We start from the raw sequence: 20,685 nt of genomic DNA on the forward strand, positions 1-20,685 counted from the left end.
ACTTGCATGTGTTAAGCACGCCGCCAGCGTTCGTCCTGAGCCAGGATCAAACTCTCCGTTGAAGACTCTAGATTTCACAGCCGAAACTGCTAATCAGTCATAGACAAAAAGAGTCAAATCACTAGCAAAAAAACTCAACTAGCAAAAAAATGTGTCGGCAACCATTCAGACGGAAGAATGAACAATCACCGACGAAAAATACTCACACCACACACAAACCAACCAAACCCCAAGAGGCGGTTGATCATTCGCGGATGTGAAGTACCAAAAAATAWTTGGCACTGACATTCATCGACACACTGTTGAGTTCTCAAAGAACACGCACACACCATCACCACGACCCTATGGCCGCCGCTCCGGGGCAACTTTTCCAGCCTATCCCAACCAGGTCACCGGCGCAAACCGGAACCCCGTGAAGAAAAACTGGATTGTGTTCGCCAGGCACTTCGTACAACCTCGTGTCACTCACCCTCGCAGGTGGGAGTCGGTGTCCGTGTCGCTCTGACCTGGACAAAGTTACGCGAAGATCAACACAACACCAAATCGCCAGGTCACAGTAGCTTTTCCTTGACGCGCGCTTTCAACGAATCAGCCATACCGCCAGCATGTGCCGCTCCGGCCCAGTTGTCGAGGCCTACTCGTCGTCCTTCTTGCCGAAGACACGTCGTGCCGTCGGAATCAGGATGATCAGCGCGCCGAGCAGAACGATGAGCGAAAAAACCTGCAGTGCCATGTCGACCTCTTACCGTCACGCCGGCGCGAGCCAGCTCCCCCACGGGGTGTTTCGAACAACCGTAAATGCAACGAGAACTCCGAGCACCACGATCGTCACAGTCGGCCGAAGCACGATCATGCGATCCCGCGTGCCTTTCCAACGGCGCACTGTCCAACCGATCCACGCGATCACCAACACCGCGACAAACGGCACGATCAAGACATTGCTGGACACTGCGGCGCCAACATCCAGATTAGTCAGGTCATTGACCGCACGAAGGCCACCACACGCCGGGCACCACAATCCCGTCAACGCATACATCGGACAAACGCCGTAACTACCCGCACTGTGGGGATCACGGAAGTGGAGAACCGCGGCGGCCGCCACCGCCACTGCAGCAACACCGACGGGTGCGGCCAGCGCGCGTCGTCGACTTGCGACCACTTCCAACTCCATGACACCCACTGTAAGAGACCTCGGCAGCGACTAGCGCGCGCGAACGACTACCGACCGGACCACCATGTCGTGCCAGCACTGGTGCTTCGAGTCCCAGAGCGGCCAGAGATAGTTGAGGAAGCAGGCGCCACCCAGGATCGCCATCATGATCCAACGAAGCAGCGCCATCACCGGGCCGAGAGGCACACCGTCGGACTCCCGAATCACCGAAATTCCCAGCCACTTCTTGCCGAGCGTCTGTCCGGTGTTCCCTTGCCTGAAGACGAGATTCCACACCTCGATCAAGAAGATCGCCAGTATGCCGACGACCATGACGATCACCCCGACCGGATTACCGCCTTCAGCGCTCACGCTGCCGTCGTCGTATGTGGTCACTTCGGATCCGGAGAACGCGATCACTGCTCCGATGCCCGCGAGGATGACGCCGGGGAGCGGAACGACAAAGCCGTCGAGAATTGACGCGAGCACCCGAGAGATCCAGCTTGCGTACGGATAGGCGGGCGTCGGCGGCTGAAAACCCTGCGGCGGCATCGGCGGCATCTGCCCGTACGGCGGCTGATTCTGCGATGGATGGCCTGGTCCCCAGTTCTGATCCGACATCGAGGTCTCCCCTGTTCAGGCACGTGTTCGCCGAACTCAGGATAAACCGCACATACGCAAGAATTGGGAACTAACGACAAGAGCCCCACATCCGGATTTCCGGGTGTGGGGCTCTTGGCCGAGCTGCCTGAGAGAATCGAACTCTCGACCTTTTCATTACGAGTGAAATGCTCTACCGACTGAGCTAAGGCAGCGTGCCTTTCGGCGGTGGCGAGTCTATCTGGTCAACCCCCGGATCGCGAAAACGGGGGTCGGAAAGCGGCTCCGATGGAGGCAACCATCGCATCGAGCGCCCACTGCAACTTGACGTTGAAGTCGACGGCCTCGCGGCATTCGAGCACCGCTTCGATGCACTTGAGCAACCCCTCCGGGGACGTGCGTGCAGCCAACTCGGCGGCCTGCCGAGCCATGTCGGGATGGGTCGCCGTCGACGTCGACCCCAGCGAATAGGAAAGCGCGTCCCGGTACATGCCGGCCAGGTCGATCAGCGTCCGGTCGAGAAGATCGCGGCGGGCCCGGGTGTCGCGCGATTTCTGACGCGCTTCGAGGTCCTTGATCAGACCAGCCGATCCGCGCAGAGTCCCGGCTGTTCCCTTGCCGGTTCCACCACCACCCAAGGAGACCTTGAGCTCCTCGAGTTCCTGTTCCTTGAGTTCGGCGTAGAACGCCTTGGTGTCAGCCTCGATCGACTTCACCAAGTTCTCTGCGGCCTTGTACGCCGTCGAAGCACCGATCGCGTCTGCGGCCAGCCGAAGCGAACGCTGACGCTCGTCCCGCGCGCTCTCGTCAGTGGCGAGGCGCCGCGCCCGACCGACATGTCCGCCGCTGATCGATGCGGCGATTCTCGCTCGCTCCGGATCCAGCCCGTCGCGGTCGATCAGTACCTGGGCGATCGATTCGACGGACGGCGTCACCAACGGCATGTGCCTACACCGCGAACGGAGGGTGACAGACATGTCTTCCGGATCGGTCGTCGGCGCGCAGAGCAGGATGACCGTGCGGTCCGGTGGCTCCTCGACAACCTTCAGCAGGGCGTTGGCTGCGCCTTCGGTCAAACGATCGGCATCCTCGACCACGATGACCTGCCACCGCCCCGTCGTCGGCCGACGCGAAGCGATGTTGACTATCTCGCGCATGCCTTTGACGCTGATGCTCAGGCCGTCGGGGATGATCCGTCGTACGTCACCGTGGGTTCCACCCATCGTCGTCGTACACGCATGACACTCACCGCACCCTGGTGCACCGTCGGAGGTGCATTGCAGGGCTGCGGCGAAGCAGAGAGCAGCAACCGAACGACCAGAGCCGGGTGGCCCGGTGAAGAGCCACGCGTGGGTCATCTCCGAGCCGCTGGAATCGCCACGAGCCGACAGCGCAGCATCACGCAGGCTCTGCTCGACGTCGTGCTGACCCACCAGCCGACCGAACACACCTCGTTCGGCCACTTCAGTACTCATGCAAAAACCCTAACCGTCGGCACCGACGAAGCCTTACGAGTCCTTCTTCGCCGGAGCCTTCTTGGCGGCAGCCTTCTTGGCCGGGGCCTTTTTTGCGGCTGTTTTCTTGGCAGCGGCCTTCTTTGCCGGAGCCTTCTTGGCTGCTGCCTTCTTCTTGACGGGACCGCGGGCCCGACGATCAGCCAGCAACTCCGACGCACGAGCATCAGAAATGGATTCGACGTCGTCGTCCTTGCGAAGGCTGGCGTTGGTCTCGCCGTCAGTGACGTACGGACCGAAACGGCCGTCCTTGATCACCATCGGCTTCTCGCTGACCGGATCGACGCCCAACTCACGCAACGGAGGCGTTGCCGATGCCTGACGCCCACGACGCTTCGGCTCGGCGTAGATCTTGAGCGCTTCGTCGAGCGTGACGGTGAACATCTGCTCTTCGTTGGCGAGCGAGCGTGAGTCCGTGCCCTTCTTCAGGTACGGACCGTAACGGCCGTTCTGCGCGGTGATCTCTTCCTTGGATTCGGGGTCGACACCCACCACGCGCGGAAGCGACAGCAGACGAAGTGCATCTTCCAAGGTGATCGTCGCCAAATCCATGGACTTGAGCAGCGATCCCGTCCGCGGCTTGGGGCCCGCGACCTTCTTGGCAGCCTTCTTCGCGGGTGCCTTCTTGGCTGCGGCCTTCTTCACCGCAGTCTTGGTACTGCCCGAACTGATTTCTTCCGGCTCGGGAGCGGAGACGGGAACGATGTCCGGTTCCGGCTCGGCCGGCGGTTCGGGCAGGATCTCGGTCACGTAGGGACCGAAGCGGCCTTCCTTCGCGACGATCTCGTGGCCCGTCAGTGGGTCGACGCCCAGCTTGCGGCCCTCTTGAGGCGTCGAGAACAGTTTCTCGGCGTACTCGGGAGTGAGCTCGTCCGGCGGCAGGTCGTCGGGAAGATTTGCCCGCTGCGAGATCAGATCGCCTTCGGGATCGTCCGGGTTCTGAACCATGCGCTCGAGATACGGGCCGAACCGGCCGACGCGCACGTGCACCTCGCGGCCCTCGGCGTCGTCGAAGAGACGGATGGAGTTGACCTCGCGAGCGTCGATCTCCTCGAGGTTGACTCCGACCATCTTCTTCAGCCCGCCCTCGCGGGCGACCGAACCTTCTGCGCCTGTCTCGCCGCCGAAGTAGAAGCTGCTCAGCCAGTTGCCGCGCTGCTCACGGCCACCGGCGATCGCGTCGAGATCGTCTTCCATTCCTGCCGTGAAGTCGAAGTCGACCAGCCGGCCGAAGTGCACCTCGAGCAGTCCGATGACGGCAAACGCCACCCAGGACGGAACCAGCGCGCTGCCACGTTTGTAGACGTATCCGCGATCGAGGATGGTCTTGATGATCGACGAGTAGGTCGAAGGACGGCCGATGCCGAGTTCTTCGAGCGTCTTGATCAGGCTGGCTTCTGTGTAGCGAGCGGGCGGGTTGGTGCTGTGCCCGTCCGGATCGAGCTTGGTGGCCGTGACTTCCTGGCCCTTGACCAGTACCGGAAGCCTGGATTCGGCGTCGTCGGACTGACCGCCGGCTTCTTCGTCGACACTTTCGACGTAAGCCTTGAGGAAGCCGGCGAACACGATGGTGCGACCCGAAGCGGAGAACGTGCAGTCCTCGCCGGTTCCTGCCGTGCCGGAGATGCGGAGCGTCAGCGTCGTACCGCGGGCGTCGGCCATCTGCGAAGCGACGGTCCGCTGCCAGATCAGTTCGTACAGCTTGAACTCGTCGGAATCGAGCTTGGAATGCAGCTGACCCGGGGTCTGGAACACGTCGCCGGCGGGGCGGATCGCCTCGTGAGCTTCCTGCGCGTTCTTGACCTTGCGGGTGTACTGACGCGGCGTCGGATGGACGTACTCCGGACCGTACAACTCGGTGGCCTGCGCACGAGCGGCTGCGATCGCCGACTCCGAGAGCGTCGTCGAGTCGGTACGCATGTAGGTGATGTAGCCGTTTTCGTACAGACGCTGCGCGATACGCATGGCGCGCTCGGACGTGAAACGAAGTTTGCGTCCGGCTTCCTGCTGGAGCGTCGACGTCATGAACGGCGGGTAAGGCTTGCGCGTGTACGGCTTGTCCTCGGCGGAGGAAACCGTGAGGTCGACGCCCTGCAACGCTTCCGCGAGACGACGCGCGTAGGCCTCGTCGAGCACGGTGACCGCGCTGCCCTTGAGCTTTCCGTCAGCTCCGAAATCGCGACCGGAGGCGACACGCGAACCGTCGACGGAGACGAGGCGAGCACCGAAACTACGCGGGCTGGCCTCTGCACCGGCGTCGAGCGTCGCGGAAATGTCCCAGTACGACGCCGACTTGAACGCCATGCGCTCGCGTTCACGCTGGACGATGACGCGAGTGGCCACCGACTGGACGCGGCCGGCCGAGAGCTTCGGCATGACCTTCTTCCAGAGAACCGGGCTGACCTCGTAACCGTAGAGACGGTCGAGGATGCGGCGGGTTTCCTGAGCATCGACGAGGTCGGTGTCGAGTTCGCGGGTGTCTTCGGCGGCAGCACGGATTGCCGGCTCGGTGATCTCGTGGAAGACCATTCGACGAACCGGAATCTTGGGCTTGAGAGTCTCGAGGAGATGCCAGGCGATTGCCTCGCCCTCACGGTCGGGGTCAGTTGCGAGGAAGAGCTCGTCGGCGTCCTTCAACAGAGACTTGAGTTCGGCGACCTTGCCCTTCTTTTCCGGGCTCACGACATAGAGCGGCTCGAAGTCGTGATCGACGTTGACGCCGAGACGGGCCCATGACTCGCCCTTGTACTTGGCCGGAACGTCTGCTGCGCCTCGCGGCAGGTCGCGAATGTGACCGACCGATGCCTCTACGACGTAGTCCTTACCGAGGTAGGGAGCGATTTTGCGCGCCTTGGTCGGTGACTCGACGATCACGAGGCGACGAGGGTTACCGGACGCTCCCTGACCGCTGCCGTTGTCCGCTTTAGCCACCTGCTGCCCGAGCCTTCCTTTGGACGTTCACTGCCGTCGGCAGATCTTCAGAACTAGACGTGTGGAGCAAGTTATACCCCGTGTCTCTCTTTACAGAGTGACATACCCGCAAGACATTCGTGCAGATCAGTACAGTATGGGCTCCGTCGGACACGCGGCATGAGCACCGTCGGACACGAGGCAAGAGCACTGTCAGACGTGCGGCCAGGCGACCGAAGTGTCGACGTGTTTCGGCGCCTCACCGAGGTATTCGACGAGCTTTGTCAGTCTCTTCTTTCCCGACACACGGAGCCCCGGGCCCGGTGTCCGGTTACCCAGTTGAGTCGGCGCGATACCAACCCGCATCAAGGCCTGAGCCAGCGGTGCGTGCGTCTCCTTGGCATGGGGGTCGAGGCCGAACACGAATCGCTCGCCGCCTTCTTCGAGCCTGCCGGCCGCGACGGCCCACACCCGGAGTTGGCGGGAGTTCGGTACCCAACCGACCGGCACCGCCTTCACAGCTCCCTTGGTCCACTGCACGGACAGCGGAAGGAGTGCGGGCGTCGACTGAGTGCGGACCAATGGGCTGCCTTCTTCACTACGCGTCACCTCGGCCCCGAGTCCGCACTGCGCGATCAACTCGGCAACGGCCTGCGCTCTCCAGTCCCGATCCACGACGATCGAGATCCGGGCCCGGTCCTCCGAGGTCACGACCTGACCCGGTCCGGCCAGCATTCCGGCGAGGTCCGTCACGGCAGGTGGAATCGACTCGGCAGAGAAAAAGGACAGTTGGCTCACAGAGTGAAACGTAAGCCACGAAGGTACTGACGGCATAGACGACCGGCCGTGGTCGAACAGCTGCGTGCATTACCTCGGACAGAGAAAGACTGGCTCAGCCCGAAAAGATTTGTCCCCCACCGCACGGATGCGATGGGGGACAAATACTGTCCGAACTAATCGCTCAGCGAGTGAGCGGAAAAATCAGACCGCGCGAACGCCGGTAGCCTGGGGCCCCTTGGTGCCCTGGCCGACCTCGAACTCCACACGCTGGTTCTCCTCGAGGGTACGGAAGCCGTTGCCCTGAATTTCGGAGTAGTGAACGAAGACGTCTGCGGAACCGTCTTCGGGAGCGATGAAGCCGAAGCCCTTTTCAGCGTTGAACCACTTCACAGTGCCCTGTGCCATGCTTTTCCTTCTCTTTCTAACACCGGATTCGGTGAACAGCCCTTACAGTCCACCGGGCCGGTTCCGACCGCTGTACGTCTTTATTTCCCCCTCAGGAAAGGCAGAGCACCGCGCCCGCAACAACGATCCTGCGAGCGTGCACTTTCTCAAGCCTACGAACACAGAAGCTGCGACCGATTGTCAGTCAACCATGTTCTCCGCGTGCACAACAGTCGAAAAGGGAACTAAAAACGTTAAAAGTTCGCTACGAGAAAAACGGCCCACGATCGTGGCTTCCCGCTTGCGCGCCGACCACCCGGTTCCACCAAGACCGCCGGCCGTTGCGTATCATCAAAACTGCAGGTAGCGACAGTTTCCGATTGCCGCCACACCCCAACGCCGAGCCCGGAGAGTCACGTGAACGCACCTTCCCCGATCCCCGCCCCGGGAGGGAAGCCTGGCGACACCTACGGGCAGATGCTGCTCGATCGCGTCGTCGCCGGGGTCAGTGGAAGCGAAAAACCACTGATGTTCACCGCGCAGTTGCCTGCTCGCGTAGCCGAGTTCACCGAATGGCCGGAGTGGGTGCACCCCAGCGTCGTACGCGCGCTCGCCGAGCACAGCGTGCGGTCCCCGTGGATCCACCAGAGTGAGGCCGCCGACCTCGCTCACGAGGGAAAACACGTGGTCGTGGCCACGGGTACGGCGTCGGGTAAGTCACTGGCATACCAACTCCCGGTGCTGACGGCCATGGCGACCGATCCGCTCGCAACTGCCCTGTACCTCTCCCCCACCAAAGCGCTGGGCTCGGATCAACTGCGAGCAGTGCTGTCCCTCACCGACTTCGACGTCGAACTTCGCAGCACGAACGCCAGTGCGTACGACGGCGACACCTCGCAGGAACTCCGCACCTGGGCACGCGAGAACTCACGCTGGCTCTTCACCAACCCCGACATGATCCACATTTCGCTGCTCCGCACCCATCAGCGATGGGCGCACTTCTTCCGCAACCTGAAATACGTGATCATCGACGAATGCCACTCCTACAGGGGAGTCTTCGGATCCAACGTCGCGCTCGTGATCCGGCGACTTCGCAGGATTGCAGCGCGCTACGGCGCCGAACCTACCTTCATCCTGGCCAGCGCGACCACGGCAGATCCCGGCGCAGCGGCCTCGCGGCTCATCGGCGCACACTGCACCGAGGTCACGGAAGACGGATCGCCGCACGGCCCACGCACCGTCGCACTGTGGGAGCCGCCGCTACTCGAGGCATTGACCGGCGAAAACGGTAGCCCGGTACGACGTCCCGCGGGCGCGGAAGCAGCGCGGATCATGGCTGACCTCATGATCGAGGGCGCCCGTACTCTCACCTTCGTCCGCTCCCGCCGCGGTGCCGAACTGACCGCGATGGCCACCAAACGTCTACTCGCCGAGGTGGACCCGGACCTCGCCGAGCGAGTCGCGTCGTATCGCGCCGGATATCTGGCCGAGGACCGTCGCGAACTGGAAGCTGCGCTCGCCGACGGCACGCTGCTGGGCGCAGCCACCACCAACGCGCTGGAGCTCGGCGTCGACATCGCAGGCCTCGACGCCGTTGTCGTGGCAGGCTTCCCGGGGACCGTTGCCTCGTTCTGGCAGCAGGCCGGTCGCTCCGGGCGACGCGGCGAGGGTTCACTCGTCGTGTTGATCGCCCGCGACGATCCACTCGACACCTACCTCGTTCACCATCCGTCGGCGGTACTCGACAAACCCGTCGAGGCGACGGTGACAGATCCCGGGAATCCGTACGTCCTGGGACCACAACTTCTCTGCGCTGCAATGGAACTCCCACTTTCCGATGTCGAGGTGGACGCTTTCGGGGCTCTCGAGGTTCTGACCAGGCTGTCGGAGGAAGGCAAGATCCGGCGCCGAAAGCACGGATGGTTCGTCACCGCCGATTCGAACCCCCACGGCTCTTTGGACATTCGCGGCGGTATCGGAACTCAGGTGGCCATTGTCGACGGTGAATCCGGCCGGATGCTGGGTACTGTCGATGCGGGCCGCGCTCCGGCCACAGTTCATCCCGGTGCCGTGCACATTCATCAAGGCGAGACCTATGTCGTCGATGAACTGGACCTCGACGTCGGACTCGCATTGGTGCACACCGAGAATCCGGACTGGACCACCTCGGCCCGAGAGACCACCGAAATCACCATCACCGAACAACTCGAGCACAAGAACTACGGCGACATCGCCGTCGCTCTCGTCCAGGTCGAGGTGACACATCAAGTCGTCGGGTACCTACGACGGTTGACTTCGGGTGAAGTCCTCGACTCGATCGAACTCGACATGCCCGCTCACACTTTGCCCACCAGGGCAGTGATGTACACGGTCACGCCGGAACTTCTCGAATCCATCGGGGTGCCGCCCGAACGGTTCCCCGGATCACTGCATGCCGCCGAACATGCCGCGATCGGCCTGCTGCCACTGGTGGCGATCTGCGACCGCGGAGACATCGGCGGCGTATCGACGGCGATGCACGCGGACACCGGACTCCCGACTGTCTTCGTCTACGACGGTCACGCCGGCGGCGCCGGGTTCGCCGACCGGGGGCACAGCGAACTGTCACGGTGGCTCACCGCGACGCGCGACGCCATACTCTCCTGCGAGTGCGCTCACGGATGCCCGTCCTGCGTCTATTCACCCAAGTGCGGCAACGGAAACGACCCACTCGACAAAGACGGCGCGGTCAAGGTTCTGACCGCCGTCATCGATACGATCAGCTGAGACACGATCAGCCGATCGGACCCGCACGAGCGTAGGCCTGCGCATCGCCGATCCCGAAGCCCGACAACAACACCGGTGCACGTATCTCGACAACTACATCCCACCCCTGCACCTCACATTCCGCGAGCACCGTACGCATACGCTCCGCGATCGCCGCGGACTTCGCACACGCAGACGCCTCACCTCCGTCCAAGGCGCCCGCACCGCCGAGAGCGGAAAGATCAGCGGCCGACTGAGCCGTGTGCCGGGCCACCACCGCGGACCCGACATACAGCATCCCACCGGTCACCATCACGATCGCTGCCAGAACGCAGCACGCCAGAACCGTGGCAACACCTTCGTCGTCACGTAGGTTCACCCCTCTTCCACCCCTGACTCCACAGCTGCCACAGCCTCGGAAGAAATGTCGACCAACGGCAGCAACGTACTCTCGGCGCTGACAACGGCAACGGCAAAGCCGTCAACGATCTCCACCGAGATCGACGCATCTTCGGGTGCGATCCGGCGGGCCGTGGCGACCGCAGACTCACGATCACCACGTGCCACCAACCGCGCGGCCTCACGAGCTGCGTCGACACACCGAACCTGCATCGACACCGCGAGGACGCCACCGATACACAGCACGACCACCGTGACGATCGAAGCCAGAGCAATCGCAGCCTCCACCGTCACGGCGCCGTCGTCGGCTTGCCGAATACCTCTCGTGGACAACATCACACAGCTGTCTTGAGCGCCTTGTCGATGATGCCTGTCAGCGCCGAAACAATGGAGTCGCCGGTGACAACCGTGTACAGGACGGCACCGAATGCGGCGGCCGCAATCGTGCCGATCGCGTACTCCGCGGTAGACATACCGTCGTCCTCCGTTACCAACAACGCAAATCTGGCCGACACCGTCCTGAGCGTCTTCGAAATCATTTCTCCCCCTTCAATCAAAACCTGTGGCAGCAGTTCTGCCGCAGGAGCTTTCACACGGATCCGGCTCACAACAGGCCGTTACCGAGCACAGTCGTGGCAAGCCCGATCACCACCGGGACGATGCCCAAGGCGATGAACGCCGGCAGGAAACACAGTCCGAGTGGACCGCTGATCAGCACTCCCGCACGTTCGGCCGCGGCAGCAGCCAGATCCTCCGCGTCACCTCGACTGCGCTCGGCGAGTTCGGCCATGGACGAGGACAGCGACGAACCCGAACGGGCGGAACGCCGAGCCATTCTGGCGAGCGCCTCGGTATCGGGATCGAGAGCGGCTTCGCTCCACGCGGCGTCGGGGTCGGCACCGAGCGCGAGAAGGTCGGCCACGCGACTGAGCGTGTCGGCCATCGGTTTCGGTGCCGTCGACGCCATCGCTGTGATCGCGGCGGAGACGGGAAGCCCCGCTCGCAGGCAGGCCCCGAGAAGGTCGAGACTTGCGGCAACCGCGAGTGGATCCGGCTTGTCCGGGGCTGAAACCGAATTTTCTGTTGTTGTGTCCGCGAACAGAATTTCTGCCGCCCTGGCCGAAGCGCCGCGGCGAGCGGGAATGATCGCGAGCGCCAACGCGATCATCGCCACGGATGCCCAACTCACGACGTGACCTTCGCAGTTATCCGGTCGGTCCAGAGCAAACCAGCTGAGACACAGGCAGTTCCGATCACGAGCAGCACGCCGCCGAGCCCACCGCCGAACAGCACGCGCAGAGGCGACGCCCCCATCAACTGGCCGAGGCCGATCCCCAGCAGCGGTAGAAAAGCCAGCACCGCAGCCGTCGCCCGAGCGCCCGCCAACCCGGCCTCGGTGCGCTGACGAAAGCGTCTACGCCCCAACATGTCCGTCCGGACCGCGCCGAGTAGTTCAGCCAGCGCCAGACCGTGTTGGTCTGCGACCCGCCAGACGGATCCGATGCGGGAGAACTCACGCTCGATGCACGAATCCGGTACCGCGAAGGCCGCCGCGGCAGAACCACCGAGACGCGCCCTGGCCCCAGCGGACCGGAACACCGCACTTACTTCGCCGGTACATTCCTCGCCTGCAACAGAACTGGCACTTGCAGGATGCGCGCCGACGCTCAGCTCGGCGATCAGCACCTCCAGACCGGAGAGCAGCATCTTCTGTGAGAGGTCCCGGTTTTCGGCCGCCTTCGCGCGGCGCCCACGAAAGATCAAGGTTCCGGCGAGGACGACCGCCGCGCATCCTGCCGACAAGCCTCCGAGAACCCATGCAGCCGACACCGCGAAAAATGCGGCGACCAACTGCCACGGAATCTGCCGGGAGGGCTTGCGGATGCTCGGGGCGTACGTAGCGAGCCGAGCACGTGAATCCCGCACCGGCGCAATCGAGACCGCCAACGCGAGGACCAGGAAGGAAACTGTCACGTCCCGACCTCTCGATTGCGAAGCCGGAACATCCGCTCGAGCCGCTCACGACCCGAACCGCCGTCCGGCCATGCCTGCATGATTTGTACGTATCCGTCCGCACCGCGGTCGATGACGCCGATCTGTTCGAGACGCCTCGATCCGTCGGCCAACCGGTGCACGTGCAGGATCACTTGAACTGCCGCGGCAAGTTGACTGTGCAACGCGTGGCGATCCATACCGCCGAGCGCAGCCAACGCCTCGAGTCTGGCCGGCACCTCTTCAGACGAATTGGCGTGAACGGTGCCGGCGCCGCCGTCGTGGCCGGTGTTCATCGCCGTGAGCAGATCCGTCACCTCTGCACCGCGGACCTCACCGACGACGATGCGATCTGGACGCATCCGCAGTGCCTGCCGAACCAGATCGCGCACCGTCACCTCTCCGACGCCCTCGACGTTGGGAGCCCTGGCGACGAGGCGGACGACGTGCGGATGCGGCGGCGCTAGTTCGGCCGCGTCCTCGACGCAGACGATTCGCTCGCGCGGGTCGACGGCGCCGAGCATGGCGGACAACAACGTGGTCTTTCCCGCGCCGGTCCCGCCGATCACCAGGAAGGCCAAGCGGCACGAGATGATGCGATCGAGGAGTTCGCGCGCGTCCGGTTCCACGGCGCCGTGAGCACACAGCGCGTCGAGACCCTGTGTTGCGGGCCGCAGCACTCGCAGTGACACGCAGGTTCCGCCCTGGGCCACCGGTGCGAGTACGGCATGAAGTCGTACCCCGAAGTGCCCGTCGCCGACGCCCCGCAGACGGCCGTCGACCCACGGTTGGGCGTCGTCGAGGCGTCGACCTGCCGACAGTGCCAACCGCTGCGCCAGTCGACGCACGGCTGCCTCGTCGGTGAACCGGACCCCGGACCTTTCGAGGCCGACCCCGCGGTCCACCCAGACCTGATCCGGCGCGGTCACCAGTACATCGGCGACACCGGGTTCGTGCAGCAGTGGTTCGAGCGGCCCTGCGCCTGTCAGTTCCGTCTGGAGCACCCTGACGACCTCCAACAGATCCGTGTCCGCCAGAACGCCGGAGGACTCGGCTCGCACGGCGTCGGCAACGGTGGCCGCCGTCGGCTCGGCGACCGACGACGCCGTCAGCCGCTCGCGAACTCGGTCGAGCAGTTCTGTCGTGACCAACGCACTCATGCCGCAGCCCTGCGCGGGCGTGCGCCGGATTCGACGGCGTCGAGTACCGCTGTTGCCACCGCACTCAGCGGACAGCCTCGGGTCAAATTCGAGGCCACCGCGCTCGAGCATCGGCGCCAGCGAGCGGTGGCCGCGCATCACGGCCGTCAGCGGCAGGCCGAGCATGTCTGCCACATCGGCGCCGCGTAGGCCTCCCGGCGCCGGCCCACGCACGACGAGCCCGACATTGGAGTTGTGTCGCACCACCCAGGCTCCGACCTTCTCGGCAGCGACGCACGCAGCCACGGTGGCCGGAACCACCACGAGAACCAAATCCGACATCTCCAACGCGGCCTGACCTACCTCGCTGGGATGACGTGGCACGTCGCAGACCACGAGTCCGCCGGAACTGCGACCTGCGTCCAGCACGGCGCGAACGGCGGTCACTGTCGGACCGTCGATCTCGCGGCGACTGCTCGCCAGAACCCTCAAGAACTTTCCCTTTGCCGGCAGGGCATCGCGCAGCGCATCCGGGGCCAACCGCCCGCCCTCGACGGTCAGTGCACCCCAACGCAATCCGGGGGTCGTCTCGATGCCCAACAGCACATCAGCGCCGGAGCCGAGGGCGTCGACGTCCACCAGTAGCGTCGGGACGTGACGTGCCGCCGACGTCAACGCGACAGCCGCAGCTGTTGCCGAGGCTCCGCCGCCGCCACAACCACCCACCACGCTCACGACGGTGCCGTCACCACTCACGTCTACGTGGTCGGCCAGAACTGCGACCAGCGCGTTCTCCTCTTCCGGCAGGGACAGAACGCTGTCGGCTCCGATCGCGGTGGCACTCTTCCAGTCGTCGACGGTCGGTGTGCCGTCGCACACGAGGAACACTCGCGTTCGTTTAGGGGAACGAGCCAGAGCATCCCGCGCAGCCGACGCGTCCAATACGACCGCCGAGGCCCGGTTCCACTGTTGCCGGGAAACGGGATGCTCGGCCTCGTCCAGACGGCGGTCCACCGCGGCAGCGACGCGGCGCACGCTCGCGAGGACCTTCGCGTCGTCGACGAGAACCAGAATGGGAGCCCCGGTTTCCCGAGAGTTGATCGTCGTGTTCATGACTGCAGAGCCTGAACGAGCACCGGCACCGAAAACAGTGGGTCGAGAGAGCCTGTGGACAACTGGGAAGTTGTGGAGAAACAGGCCTGAGACAGAGGACGACCCCCGCCAATGGGGGGAGGAGGCGGGGGCCGTCTGAGTTCAGCCCCGGGGGGTCGGGCTGAACTAGTTCGAACGAATCGAACAGCAACGATCTTACACCCGCCATTGGCGAGAAATGCAAGCCTGAGCTGCACTGAACTGCTGTTTTTCGCCGAAAGAGGACGCTTGCCGAGGAGCACACGAACCGCCTGTCGGACTATCCTCATTCCTGTGACCGACAAGCCTGCGAACGGACTGAATACCGGGCGGACAGCCGCTTTCTTCGATTTGGACAAAACGATCATCGCGAAGTCGAGCACCCTGGCGTTCAGCAAGCCATTCTTCGCCCAGGGTCTGATCAATCGACGCTCGGTTCTCAAGAGCAGCTATGCGCAATTCCTGTTTCTTCTGTCGGGCGCCGATCACGATCAGATGGAGCGCATGCGCGAGCACCTGACGGCGATGTGCGCGGGCTGGGACGTGGAACAGGTGAAGGCCATCGTCGCGGAGACTCTGCACGACATCGTCGACCCACTCGTCTTTGCCGAGGCGGCCGATCTGATCGCAGATCACAAGCTGCGTGGACACGACGTCATCGTGGTGTCGGCGTCGGGCGAGGAAATCGTCGCGCCGATCGCCCGCGCCCTCGGCGCCACCCATTCCGTGGCGACGTCGATGAGGGAAGAAGACGGCCACTACACCGGCGAGGTCGACTTCTACTGCTACGGTCCGGGCAAGGTCGAGGCGATGGAAAAACTCGCCGCGGAATACGGCTACGACCTCGCCGCCAGTTACGCCTACTCCGACTCGGTGACCGATTTGCCCATGCTCGAGGCGGTCGGACATCCCACCGCAGTCAACCCCGATCGTGCATTACGCAAGGAAGCGGCCGTAAACGGTTGGCCCATACTGACTTTCTCGAACCCGGTCTCGCTTCGCGCGCGATTGTCGGCCCAGTCCACGACGACGGTGGCCACTACTGCAGCGGTGGGAATCGCAGCTCTGGTGGCCGGCGCCATGACCTTCGGGCTACTGCGTCGGAAACGCTGAAATCCAATGCCCACAAACAAAAATTGGTACTTGCTGTGAGCCCGGACACAGGGTACAAAGGAGTTACGGAAGAACGGAAGGCCAGGAACGGCTCGGAAGAGAAGGACCGTTTCCCCAACCGAAATTCCTAGCACGGGCACTAGGGCACCCACGCGGAGCACAAGCCACTATAAGGGCAGAAGCGTTGTGGGCCTGCGAGATTCGTTCAATTTGAGCGAGGACCCCGCACCGGTTGCGGGGACGACCTCAGAAAGTGCGATCCCTCGCCGAGGCCACCCACACAACCCACCGAGCACGCTTGGTAACGAGTAGTCCGTGCTGACGGGCGGCGAAGTCGATTTATCGGCAGCGCCGCCCGTTCGTTATGTGCCGGCCTCGCCCTGTTGCAGACTATCCAGTCGCCGCGTCGGCGATCGAAGTCGCTTCTCGCGCACCGGCTTCGAGAGCTCCACAGCACAAGATCACCCAACTGCCGACACCCGCCGGATTTCCCGAAGCGAATCCAGCCGCGCCGTCCGTGTACGCCTGCGGCCGCCGAAGCCAACTTACCTCGGGGACTCCCAGATTGTGCGGATCCAACCCGGACGAGACCGCAACCAGACGCGAAGCCGCACGTGCAACAATGCCGTCAGCGGTGCCGAACGGGCTCAGCGCCAAGAGTTCTCCGTGCACGACGGCCGCCAGAACCGGCGCCGGCGCACTGGTTCCGCCGGTAACGAGTTGCGCGAGAGCGTCCAACCTCTCCCCCACTCCGCGATCCGACCGTGGCCGCCCCAGTTGATCCGCGTCCTCGACGAGGTCTGCCGCGGCCAGCAGGTGCAGCCGGGCCAAAGCTTGCAGCGGGGCGCGCTTCCACGTCGACTCCATGAGCGGAAGACTGTCGCCGTCCAGTGCCTGAGCCACGCGCAGAGCACCCGCGAGAATCGGATCACCGGCCATGCCCTCGGCCGGCAATTCGGTGGTGCCACCGGCCAGCGATGCGGAAGCTCGCGCAGCGCGAACCGCGGCTTCGGCGGCAGTGGTGGGCCAACCGCGACGGTTGGTCTTGTGCCGATGAACCTCACCCAGAGCGTCGCGCGCATGATCGGCGGCGGCGCGTACGCCTGGAAGATCGACGAGGGGCTGCAAGGGGTCCGTCACGATCAACGACGGTACCCTTGCAGCCCCTCTGCGGACTTGCCTACCTACCTGTTGCGTCAGCTTCCCAGCGTGATGGACCCGCCGGGAATCGCGTCGAGCAACTTGCGGGTGTAGTCCTGTTGCGGATTGCCGAACACATCGTCGATCGGTGCCGATTCGACGATCGAGCCACGCGACATCACCAACACGTTGTCCGCGATCTGACGAACCACGGCCAGGTCGTGCGTGATGAAGAGGTACGTCAACCCGAACTCTGCCTGCAGGTCGTTGAGCAGGGTCAAGATCTGATCCTGCACGAGCACGTCGAGAGCGGAGACCGCCTCGTCGCAGATCACGACCTCCGGTTGCAGTGCCAACGCTCGCGCAATTGCGACGCGCTGACGCTGTCCGCCTGAGAGCTCGTTCGGGAACCGTCGCATGACCGACTGGGGCAGACCGACCTTGTCGAGAAGTTCGCGGACGCGAGCCTCCCGTTCGGCTTTGGTCCCGACCTTGTGGGTACGCAGCGGCTCTTCGATCGTGCGGTAGATCGAGTACATCGGGTCGAGCGTGCCGTAAGGGTTCTGGAAGATCGGCTGCACTCGACGACGGAACGCAAAGGTTTCCTTCGCACCGAGTTTGGACACGTCTTGACCGTCGAAGACCACGTTGCCTGCAGTGGGCTCGAGCAAACCGAGAACCATCTGCGCGACCGTCGACTTACCGGAACCCGATTCGCCGACGATTGCAGTCGTGGTTCCGCGGCGGACCTTGAAGGACACGTCGTTCACGGCTGTGAAGTCGGTGGTCTTGCGGAAACCCTTACGCAGCTTGAACACCTTGGTCAGATGATCGACGACAAGAACGTCGTCGGTCGCCTTGCCGAAGGACTCTGCCGCACTTTCCACGGCCTTGACCGCTTCGGCGACCTCTTCCGCCTGTTCGCGAATCTCGGCGCGCGCCACCGACGAGCTGAGCCGCTTCGACGCCAACGACGGCGCAGCAGCGACCAGCTTCTGCGTGTACGGATGCTGCGGGCGCTTCAGAATCTCCAGCGCCGGACCGGATTCGACGATACGACCCTTGCTCATCACGATCAGATGCTCGGCGCGCTCGGCGGCCAAGCCCAGATCGTGAGTGATGAGCAGAACGGCGGTGCCGAGTTCCGTTGTCAGACCGTCGAGGTGGTCGAGGATCTGACGCTGGACGGTGACGTCGAGCGCCGACGTCGGCTCGTCCGCGATCAGGAGCTTCGGACGAGCGGACAACCCGATCGCGATGAGTGCGCGCTGACGCATACCGCCCGAGAACTCGTGCGGGTACTGCCCCAACCGGCTCTCGGCTTCGGCGAGTCCTGCCTCCTCGAGCAGTTCGGCGGCCCGAACCTTGGCTGCCTTGCCCTTGGCGATCCCGTTGGCGGCCAGTGCTTCCTCGATCTGGAAGCCCACTTTCCACACGGGATTCAGATTCGACATCGGGTCCTGCGGAACCAAACCGATCTGGCTTCCCCGGATGTGGACGAAGTCCTTCTCCGAGACCTTCGAGATGTCCTTGCCGTCGAAGATGATCTCGCCTGCCGTCACCTTGCCGGTGCCGGGAAGCAGATTGATGATCGAGTGGGCGGTGGTGGACTTACCCGAACCCGATTCGCCGACGATCGCGACAGTCTGACCCGGGTAGACGGTCAGGCTGACGCCTCGAACTGCCGGAACCGGACCGGAATTGGACTCGAAAGACACCTCGAGATCACGAATCTCGAGCAACGGAGTTTCCTCCGAGGTGAGAGTTTCCTTGGTGGTCATCGTGCTCACCGCTTCCGCGACTTGGGATCGAGGGCGTCGCGCAGAGCGTCACCCATCATGATGAATCCGAGAACGGTGATCGCCAAAGCCGTTGCCGGGTAGAACAGAATGGTCGAACCCTGACGCAGCGTCACCTGTGCGTTGCTGATGTCGCCGCCCCACGAAACCTCGGTGGACGGAAGACCGATACCGAGGAAGGACAGCGTCGCCTCGGCAACGATGTACGTACCGAGCGAGATGGTGGCGACCACGATGATGGGCGCCAACGAGTTCGGGATGACGTGGCGGATCAGTGTCTTGAGCTTCGAGACACCCAACGCTTCCGAGGCCATGACGTAATCGTTGTTCTTCGCCGAGATCACCGCGCCTCGAGCGATTCTTGCCATCTGCGGCCAGCCGAAGAGCGCCAGCACGCCGACGACGGTCCAGATGGTGCGATCGGTGAACAGCTGCATGAGGACGATGGCAGCCAGGATCAGCGGGATGCCGAAGAAGATGTCGGCGACACGGGAGAGGATCGAATCGGTCCATCCGCCGTAGAAACCGGACAGCGCACCGAAGATCACGCCGATCACCAGCACCGACGCAGTGACACCGACGCCCACGAGTACGGATGCGCGAGCACCGTAGATGGTGCGCGAGTACACGTCACAGCCCTGGCGGTCGAAACCGAACCAGTGCCCTGAGGTCGGCCCCTGCATGCTGTAGGTCAGGTCGCAGAACCGCGGATCGGTGCTCGTGAACAAGCTCGGAAACGCTGCGATGACGATGACCGCGAGGATGATGATCGTCGAGATGATGAACAGGGGACGCTTGCGTAGGTCGCGCCACGCATCGGTCCACATGCTCGTCGGCGCCTGATCGAGTTTGACGGCGTCCGTCTCCCCCGGTGCCGCAACTTCGGGCGGCGCCACGAAATGACTTTGCCGGACTGCGCGTCCGGTCTTCACGGTCTCAGACATAGCGGATCCTCGGATCGAGCGCGGCGTACAAGAGGTCGACGAGCAGATTCGCGATCAGGTAGATCACGATCAGGATGGTGACGAACGAAACCACCGTCGGCGCTTCACCTCTGGTCACGGCCTGGTAGATCGTGCCACCGACGCCGTTGATGTTGAAGATGCCCTCGGTGACGATGGCGCCGCCCATCAACGTCGCGAGGTCGGCACCCAGGAACGTGACCACGGGGATCAGCGAGTTGCGCAACACGTGCACGCGAACCACTCGTCCACGGGAAAGTCCCTTGGCGGTAGCGGTGCGGACGTAATCGGCAGTCAGATTCTCCGCCACGGACGTTCGGGTCAGTCGCAGTACGTACGCGAACGAGACCGAACCAAGAACCAGGGCAGGGAGCAGGAGATTGGTGAAGCTGGTGTTACCACCGACCGTCGGCGGGACGATGCCCCATTTGACGCCGATGAAGAACTGAGCCAGGAAGCCGATCACGAAGATCGGGATGGCGATGAGAACGAGGCTGAACAGCAGGACGGTGCTGTCGAAGAATCCGCCCTTACGCAGGCCCGCGATGAGGCCGAAGCCGACACCGAAGACCGTCTCGACGATCAGTGCCATGAAGGCAAGTTTCATCGTGATCGGAAATGCCTGTGCCAGAACTTCACTGACAGGTCGTCCGGAGAACGACGTGCCGAAGTCCAGCGTGAAGATGCCCTTCAGGTACAGCAGGTACTGCTGATAGAAGGGGAGATCGAGGTGGTAGCGCTCCCGAAGCTGTGCTGCCACAGCCGGACTGAGCGCCTTGTCGCCCGCCAACGCGGCAATCGGATCACCGGGAAGCAGGAAGACCATGGCGTAGATCAGAAGAGTGGCCCCGAGAAAAACCGGGATCATTTGAAGCACTCGGCGACCGATGTACCAGAGCATCGGATCACCTCCTTGTCGATGATCGT

18 protein-coding genes, 1 tRNA gene, 1 rRNA gene and 1 pseudogene are annotated in these 20,685 nt (G+C 63.4%); 2 read left to right on the forward strand and 19 right to left on the reverse strand.

From position 1 onward, the window contains the following. From AC1DWA_RS28970 to cspE, 8 genes are all read right to left on the reverse strand, one after another. Positions 1-62 (reverse strand): 16S ribosomal RNA (locus AC1DWA_RS28970); the annotation flags it as partial. 686 nt (positions 63-748) lie between these two features. Continuing rightward, positions 749-1,171: a DUF2752 domain-containing protein gene (locus AC1DWA_RS28975; protein ID WP_069147164.1), complete on the reverse strand. Its 423-nt coding sequence runs from the start codon at positions 1,169-1,171 to the stop codon at positions 749-751. Between the two features lie 30 nt (positions 1,172-1,201). After that, on the reverse strand, positions 1,202-1,771 hold the full coding sequence (locus AC1DWA_RS28980) for an RDD family protein (protein WP_030535670.1): 570 nt from the start codon (positions 1,769-1,771) through the stop codon (positions 1,202-1,204). Positions 1,772-1,892: 121 nt separating this feature from the next. Next, positions 1,893-1,965: transfer RNA gene (locus AC1DWA_RS28985), tRNA-Thr, on the reverse strand. 30 nt (positions 1,966-1,995) lie between these two features. Further along, positions 1,996-3,225, reverse strand: coding sequence for a DNA polymerase III subunit delta' (locus AC1DWA_RS28990; RefSeq protein WP_019746652.1), 1,230 nt, complete (start codon positions 3,223-3,225; stop codon positions 1,996-1,998). Between the two features lie 33 nt (positions 3,226-3,258). Then, positions 3,259-6,195 (reverse strand): type I DNA topoisomerase, encoded by a 2,937-nt coding sequence (topA, locus tag AC1DWA_RS28995; RefSeq protein ID WP_019746651.1) that lies wholly within the window; start codon positions 6,193-6,195, stop codon positions 3,259-3,261. 192 nt (positions 6,196-6,387) lie between these two features. Next, positions 6,388-6,972, reverse strand: coding sequence for a hypothetical protein (locus AC1DWA_RS29000; RefSeq protein ID WP_003946106.1), 585 nt, complete (start codon positions 6,970-6,972; stop codon positions 6,388-6,390). 183 nt (positions 6,973-7,155) lie between these two features. Then, positions 7,156-7,359 carry a transcription antiterminator/RNA stability regulator CspE gene (gene cspE / locus AC1DWA_RS29005; protein ID WP_003946117.1) on the reverse strand — a complete coding sequence of 68 codons (204 nt, stop codon included), beginning with the start codon at positions 7,357-7,359 and terminating at the stop codon, positions 7,156-7,158. A gap of 456 nt (positions 7,360-7,815) precedes the next feature. On the opposite strand from cspE, the gene AC1DWA_RS29010 reads away from it, so the two are divergent. Beyond that, positions 7,816-10,104 carry a DEAD/DEAH box helicase gene (locus AC1DWA_RS29010; RefSeq protein ID WP_029537450.1) on the forward strand — a complete coding sequence of 763 codons (2,289 nt, stop codon included), beginning with the start codon at positions 7,816-7,818 and terminating at the stop codon, positions 10,102-10,104. 7 nt (positions 10,105-10,111) lie between these two features. Here AC1DWA_RS29010 and AC1DWA_RS29015 read toward each other — a convergent pair whose 3' ends face one another. From AC1DWA_RS29015 to ssd, 7 genes and pseudogenes are all read right to left on the reverse strand, one after another. Further along, positions 10,112-10,462, reverse strand: a complete 351-nt coding sequence (locus tag AC1DWA_RS29015) for an Rv3654c family TadE-like protein (protein WP_477846641.1) — start codon at positions 10,460-10,462, stop codon at positions 10,112-10,114. Then, positions 10,459-10,818 carry a TadE family type IV pilus minor pilin gene (locus AC1DWA_RS29020; RefSeq protein WP_296556407.1) on the reverse strand — a complete coding sequence of 120 codons (360 nt, stop codon included), beginning with the start codon at positions 10,816-10,818 and terminating at the stop codon, positions 10,459-10,461. Before AC1DWA_RS29020 ends, AC1DWA_RS29015 begins: the two co-directional genes overlap by 4 nt. Next, positions 10,818-11,021 (reverse strand): DUF4244 domain-containing protein, encoded by a 204-nt coding sequence (locus tag AC1DWA_RS29025; protein WP_042446719.1) that lies wholly within the window; start codon positions 11,019-11,021, stop codon positions 10,818-10,820. Before AC1DWA_RS29025 ends, AC1DWA_RS29020 begins: the two co-directional genes overlap by 1 nt. Before the next feature lie 65 nt (positions 11,022-11,086). Then, positions 11,087-11,671 (reverse strand): type II secretion system F family protein, encoded by a 585-nt coding sequence (locus AC1DWA_RS29030; protein ID WP_060939215.1) that lies wholly within the window; start codon positions 11,669-11,671, stop codon positions 11,087-11,089. Continuing rightward, positions 11,668-12,456, reverse strand: coding sequence for a type II secretion system F family protein (locus AC1DWA_RS29035; RefSeq protein WP_021342690.1), 789 nt, complete (start codon positions 12,454-12,456; stop codon positions 11,668-11,670). The genes AC1DWA_RS29030 and AC1DWA_RS29035 overlap by 4 nt, the downstream gene beginning before the upstream one ends. Then, the gene (locus AC1DWA_RS29040) at positions 12,453-13,634 is read right to left on the reverse strand and encodes a TadA family conjugal transfer-associated ATPase (protein ID WP_019746643.1); all 1,182 of its coding nucleotides are present in this window, start codon (positions 13,632-13,634) and stop codon (positions 12,453-12,455) included. Before AC1DWA_RS29040 ends, AC1DWA_RS29035 begins: the two co-directional genes overlap by 4 nt. A 147-nt stretch (positions 13,635-13,781) precedes the next feature. Continuing rightward, a pseudogene (gene ssd, locus AC1DWA_RS29045) lies at positions 13,782-14,726 on the reverse strand (septum site-determining protein Ssd); the annotation flags it as partial. Positions 14,727-15,038: 312 nt separating this feature from the next. Here ssd and AC1DWA_RS29050 point away from each other — a divergent pair. After that, a complete protein-coding gene (locus AC1DWA_RS29050) occupies positions 15,039-15,857 on the forward strand; it encodes an HAD-IB family hydrolase (RefSeq protein WP_019746641.1) in 819 nt (272 codons plus the stop codon). A 390-nt stretch (positions 15,858-16,247) separates the two neighbouring features. On the opposite strand, the gene AC1DWA_RS29055 is transcribed toward AC1DWA_RS29050, so the two are convergent. Genes AC1DWA_RS29055 through AC1DWA_RS29070 form a run of 4 tightly spaced genes read right to left on the reverse strand, consistent with a single transcriptional unit; the run spans position 16,248 to position 20,659 of the window. Beyond that, complete coding sequence (locus AC1DWA_RS29055) at positions 16,248-16,997, reverse strand: Fic family protein (protein ID WP_020905979.1); 750 nt, start codon at positions 16,995-16,997, stop codon at positions 16,248-16,250. A 56-nt stretch (positions 16,998-17,053) separates the two neighbouring features. Then, positions 17,054-18,778, reverse strand: a complete 1,725-nt coding sequence (locus AC1DWA_RS29060) for a dipeptide ABC transporter ATP-binding protein (RefSeq protein WP_477846642.1) — start codon at positions 18,776-18,778, stop codon at positions 17,054-17,056. Positions 18,779-18,783: 5 nt separating this feature from the next. Further along, positions 18,784-19,740: an ABC transporter permease gene (locus tag AC1DWA_RS29065; RefSeq protein ID WP_019746638.1), complete on the reverse strand. Its 957-nt coding sequence runs from the start codon at positions 19,738-19,740 to the stop codon at positions 18,784-18,786. Then, positions 19,733-20,659 carry an ABC transporter permease gene (locus tag AC1DWA_RS29070; protein WP_019746637.1) on the reverse strand — a complete coding sequence of 309 codons (927 nt, stop codon included), beginning with the start codon at positions 20,657-20,659 and terminating at the stop codon, positions 19,733-19,735. Before AC1DWA_RS29070 ends, AC1DWA_RS29065 begins: the two co-directional genes overlap by 8 nt. Positions 20,660-20,685: the final 26 nt, after the last annotated feature.

The organism is Rhodococcus sp. P4_F3_2, assembly GCF_056401335.1.

What these genes read in the sequence shown, in the direction of transcription:
- AC1DWA_RS29065 (WP_019746638.1), bottom strand. Translation starts at nt 19,740, where the DNA reads ATGTCTGAGACCGTGAAGACCGGACGCGCAGTCCGGCAAAGTCATTTC.
- AC1DWA_RS29010 (WP_029537450.1), top strand. Translation starts at nt 7,816, where the DNA reads ATGCTGCTCGATCGCGTCGTCGCCGGGGTCAGTGGAAGCGAAAAACCA.
- AC1DWA_RS29025 (WP_042446719.1), bottom strand. Translation starts at nt 11,021, where the DNA reads ATGATTTCGAAGACGCTCAGGACGGTGTCGGCCAGATTTGCGTTGTTG.
- AC1DWA_RS28980 (WP_030535670.1), bottom strand. Translation starts at nt 1,771, where the DNA reads ATGTCGGATCAGAACTGGGGACCAGGCCATCCATCGCAGAATCAGCCG.
- AC1DWA_RS28990 (WP_019746652.1), bottom strand. Translation starts at nt 3,225, where the DNA reads ATGAGTACTGAAGTGGCCGAACGAGGTGTGTTCGGTCGGCTGGTGGGT.
- cspE (WP_003946117.1), bottom strand. Translation starts at nt 7,359, where the DNA reads ATGGCACAGGGCACTGTGAAGTGGTTCAACGCTGAAAAGGGCTTCGGC.
- AC1DWA_RS29040 (WP_019746643.1), bottom strand. Translation starts at nt 13,634, where the DNA reads ATGAGTGCGTTGGTCACGACAGAACTGCTCGACCGAGTTCGCGAGCGG.
- AC1DWA_RS29060 (WP_477846642.1), bottom strand. Translation starts at nt 18,778, where the DNA reads ATGACCACCAAGGAAACTCTCACCTCGGAGGAAACTCCGTTGCTCGAG.
- AC1DWA_RS28975 (WP_069147164.1), bottom strand. Translation starts at nt 1,171, where the DNA reads ATGGAGTTGGAAGTGGTCGCAAGTCGACGACGCGCGCTGGCCGCACCC.
- AC1DWA_RS29020 (WP_296556407.1), bottom strand. Translation starts at nt 10,818, where the DNA reads ATGTTGTCCACGAGAGGTATTCGGCAAGCCGACGACGGCGCCGTGACG.
- AC1DWA_RS29070 (WP_019746637.1), bottom strand. Translation starts at nt 20,659, where the DNA reads ATGCTCTGGTACATCGGTCGCCGAGTGCTTCAAATGATCCCGGTTTTT.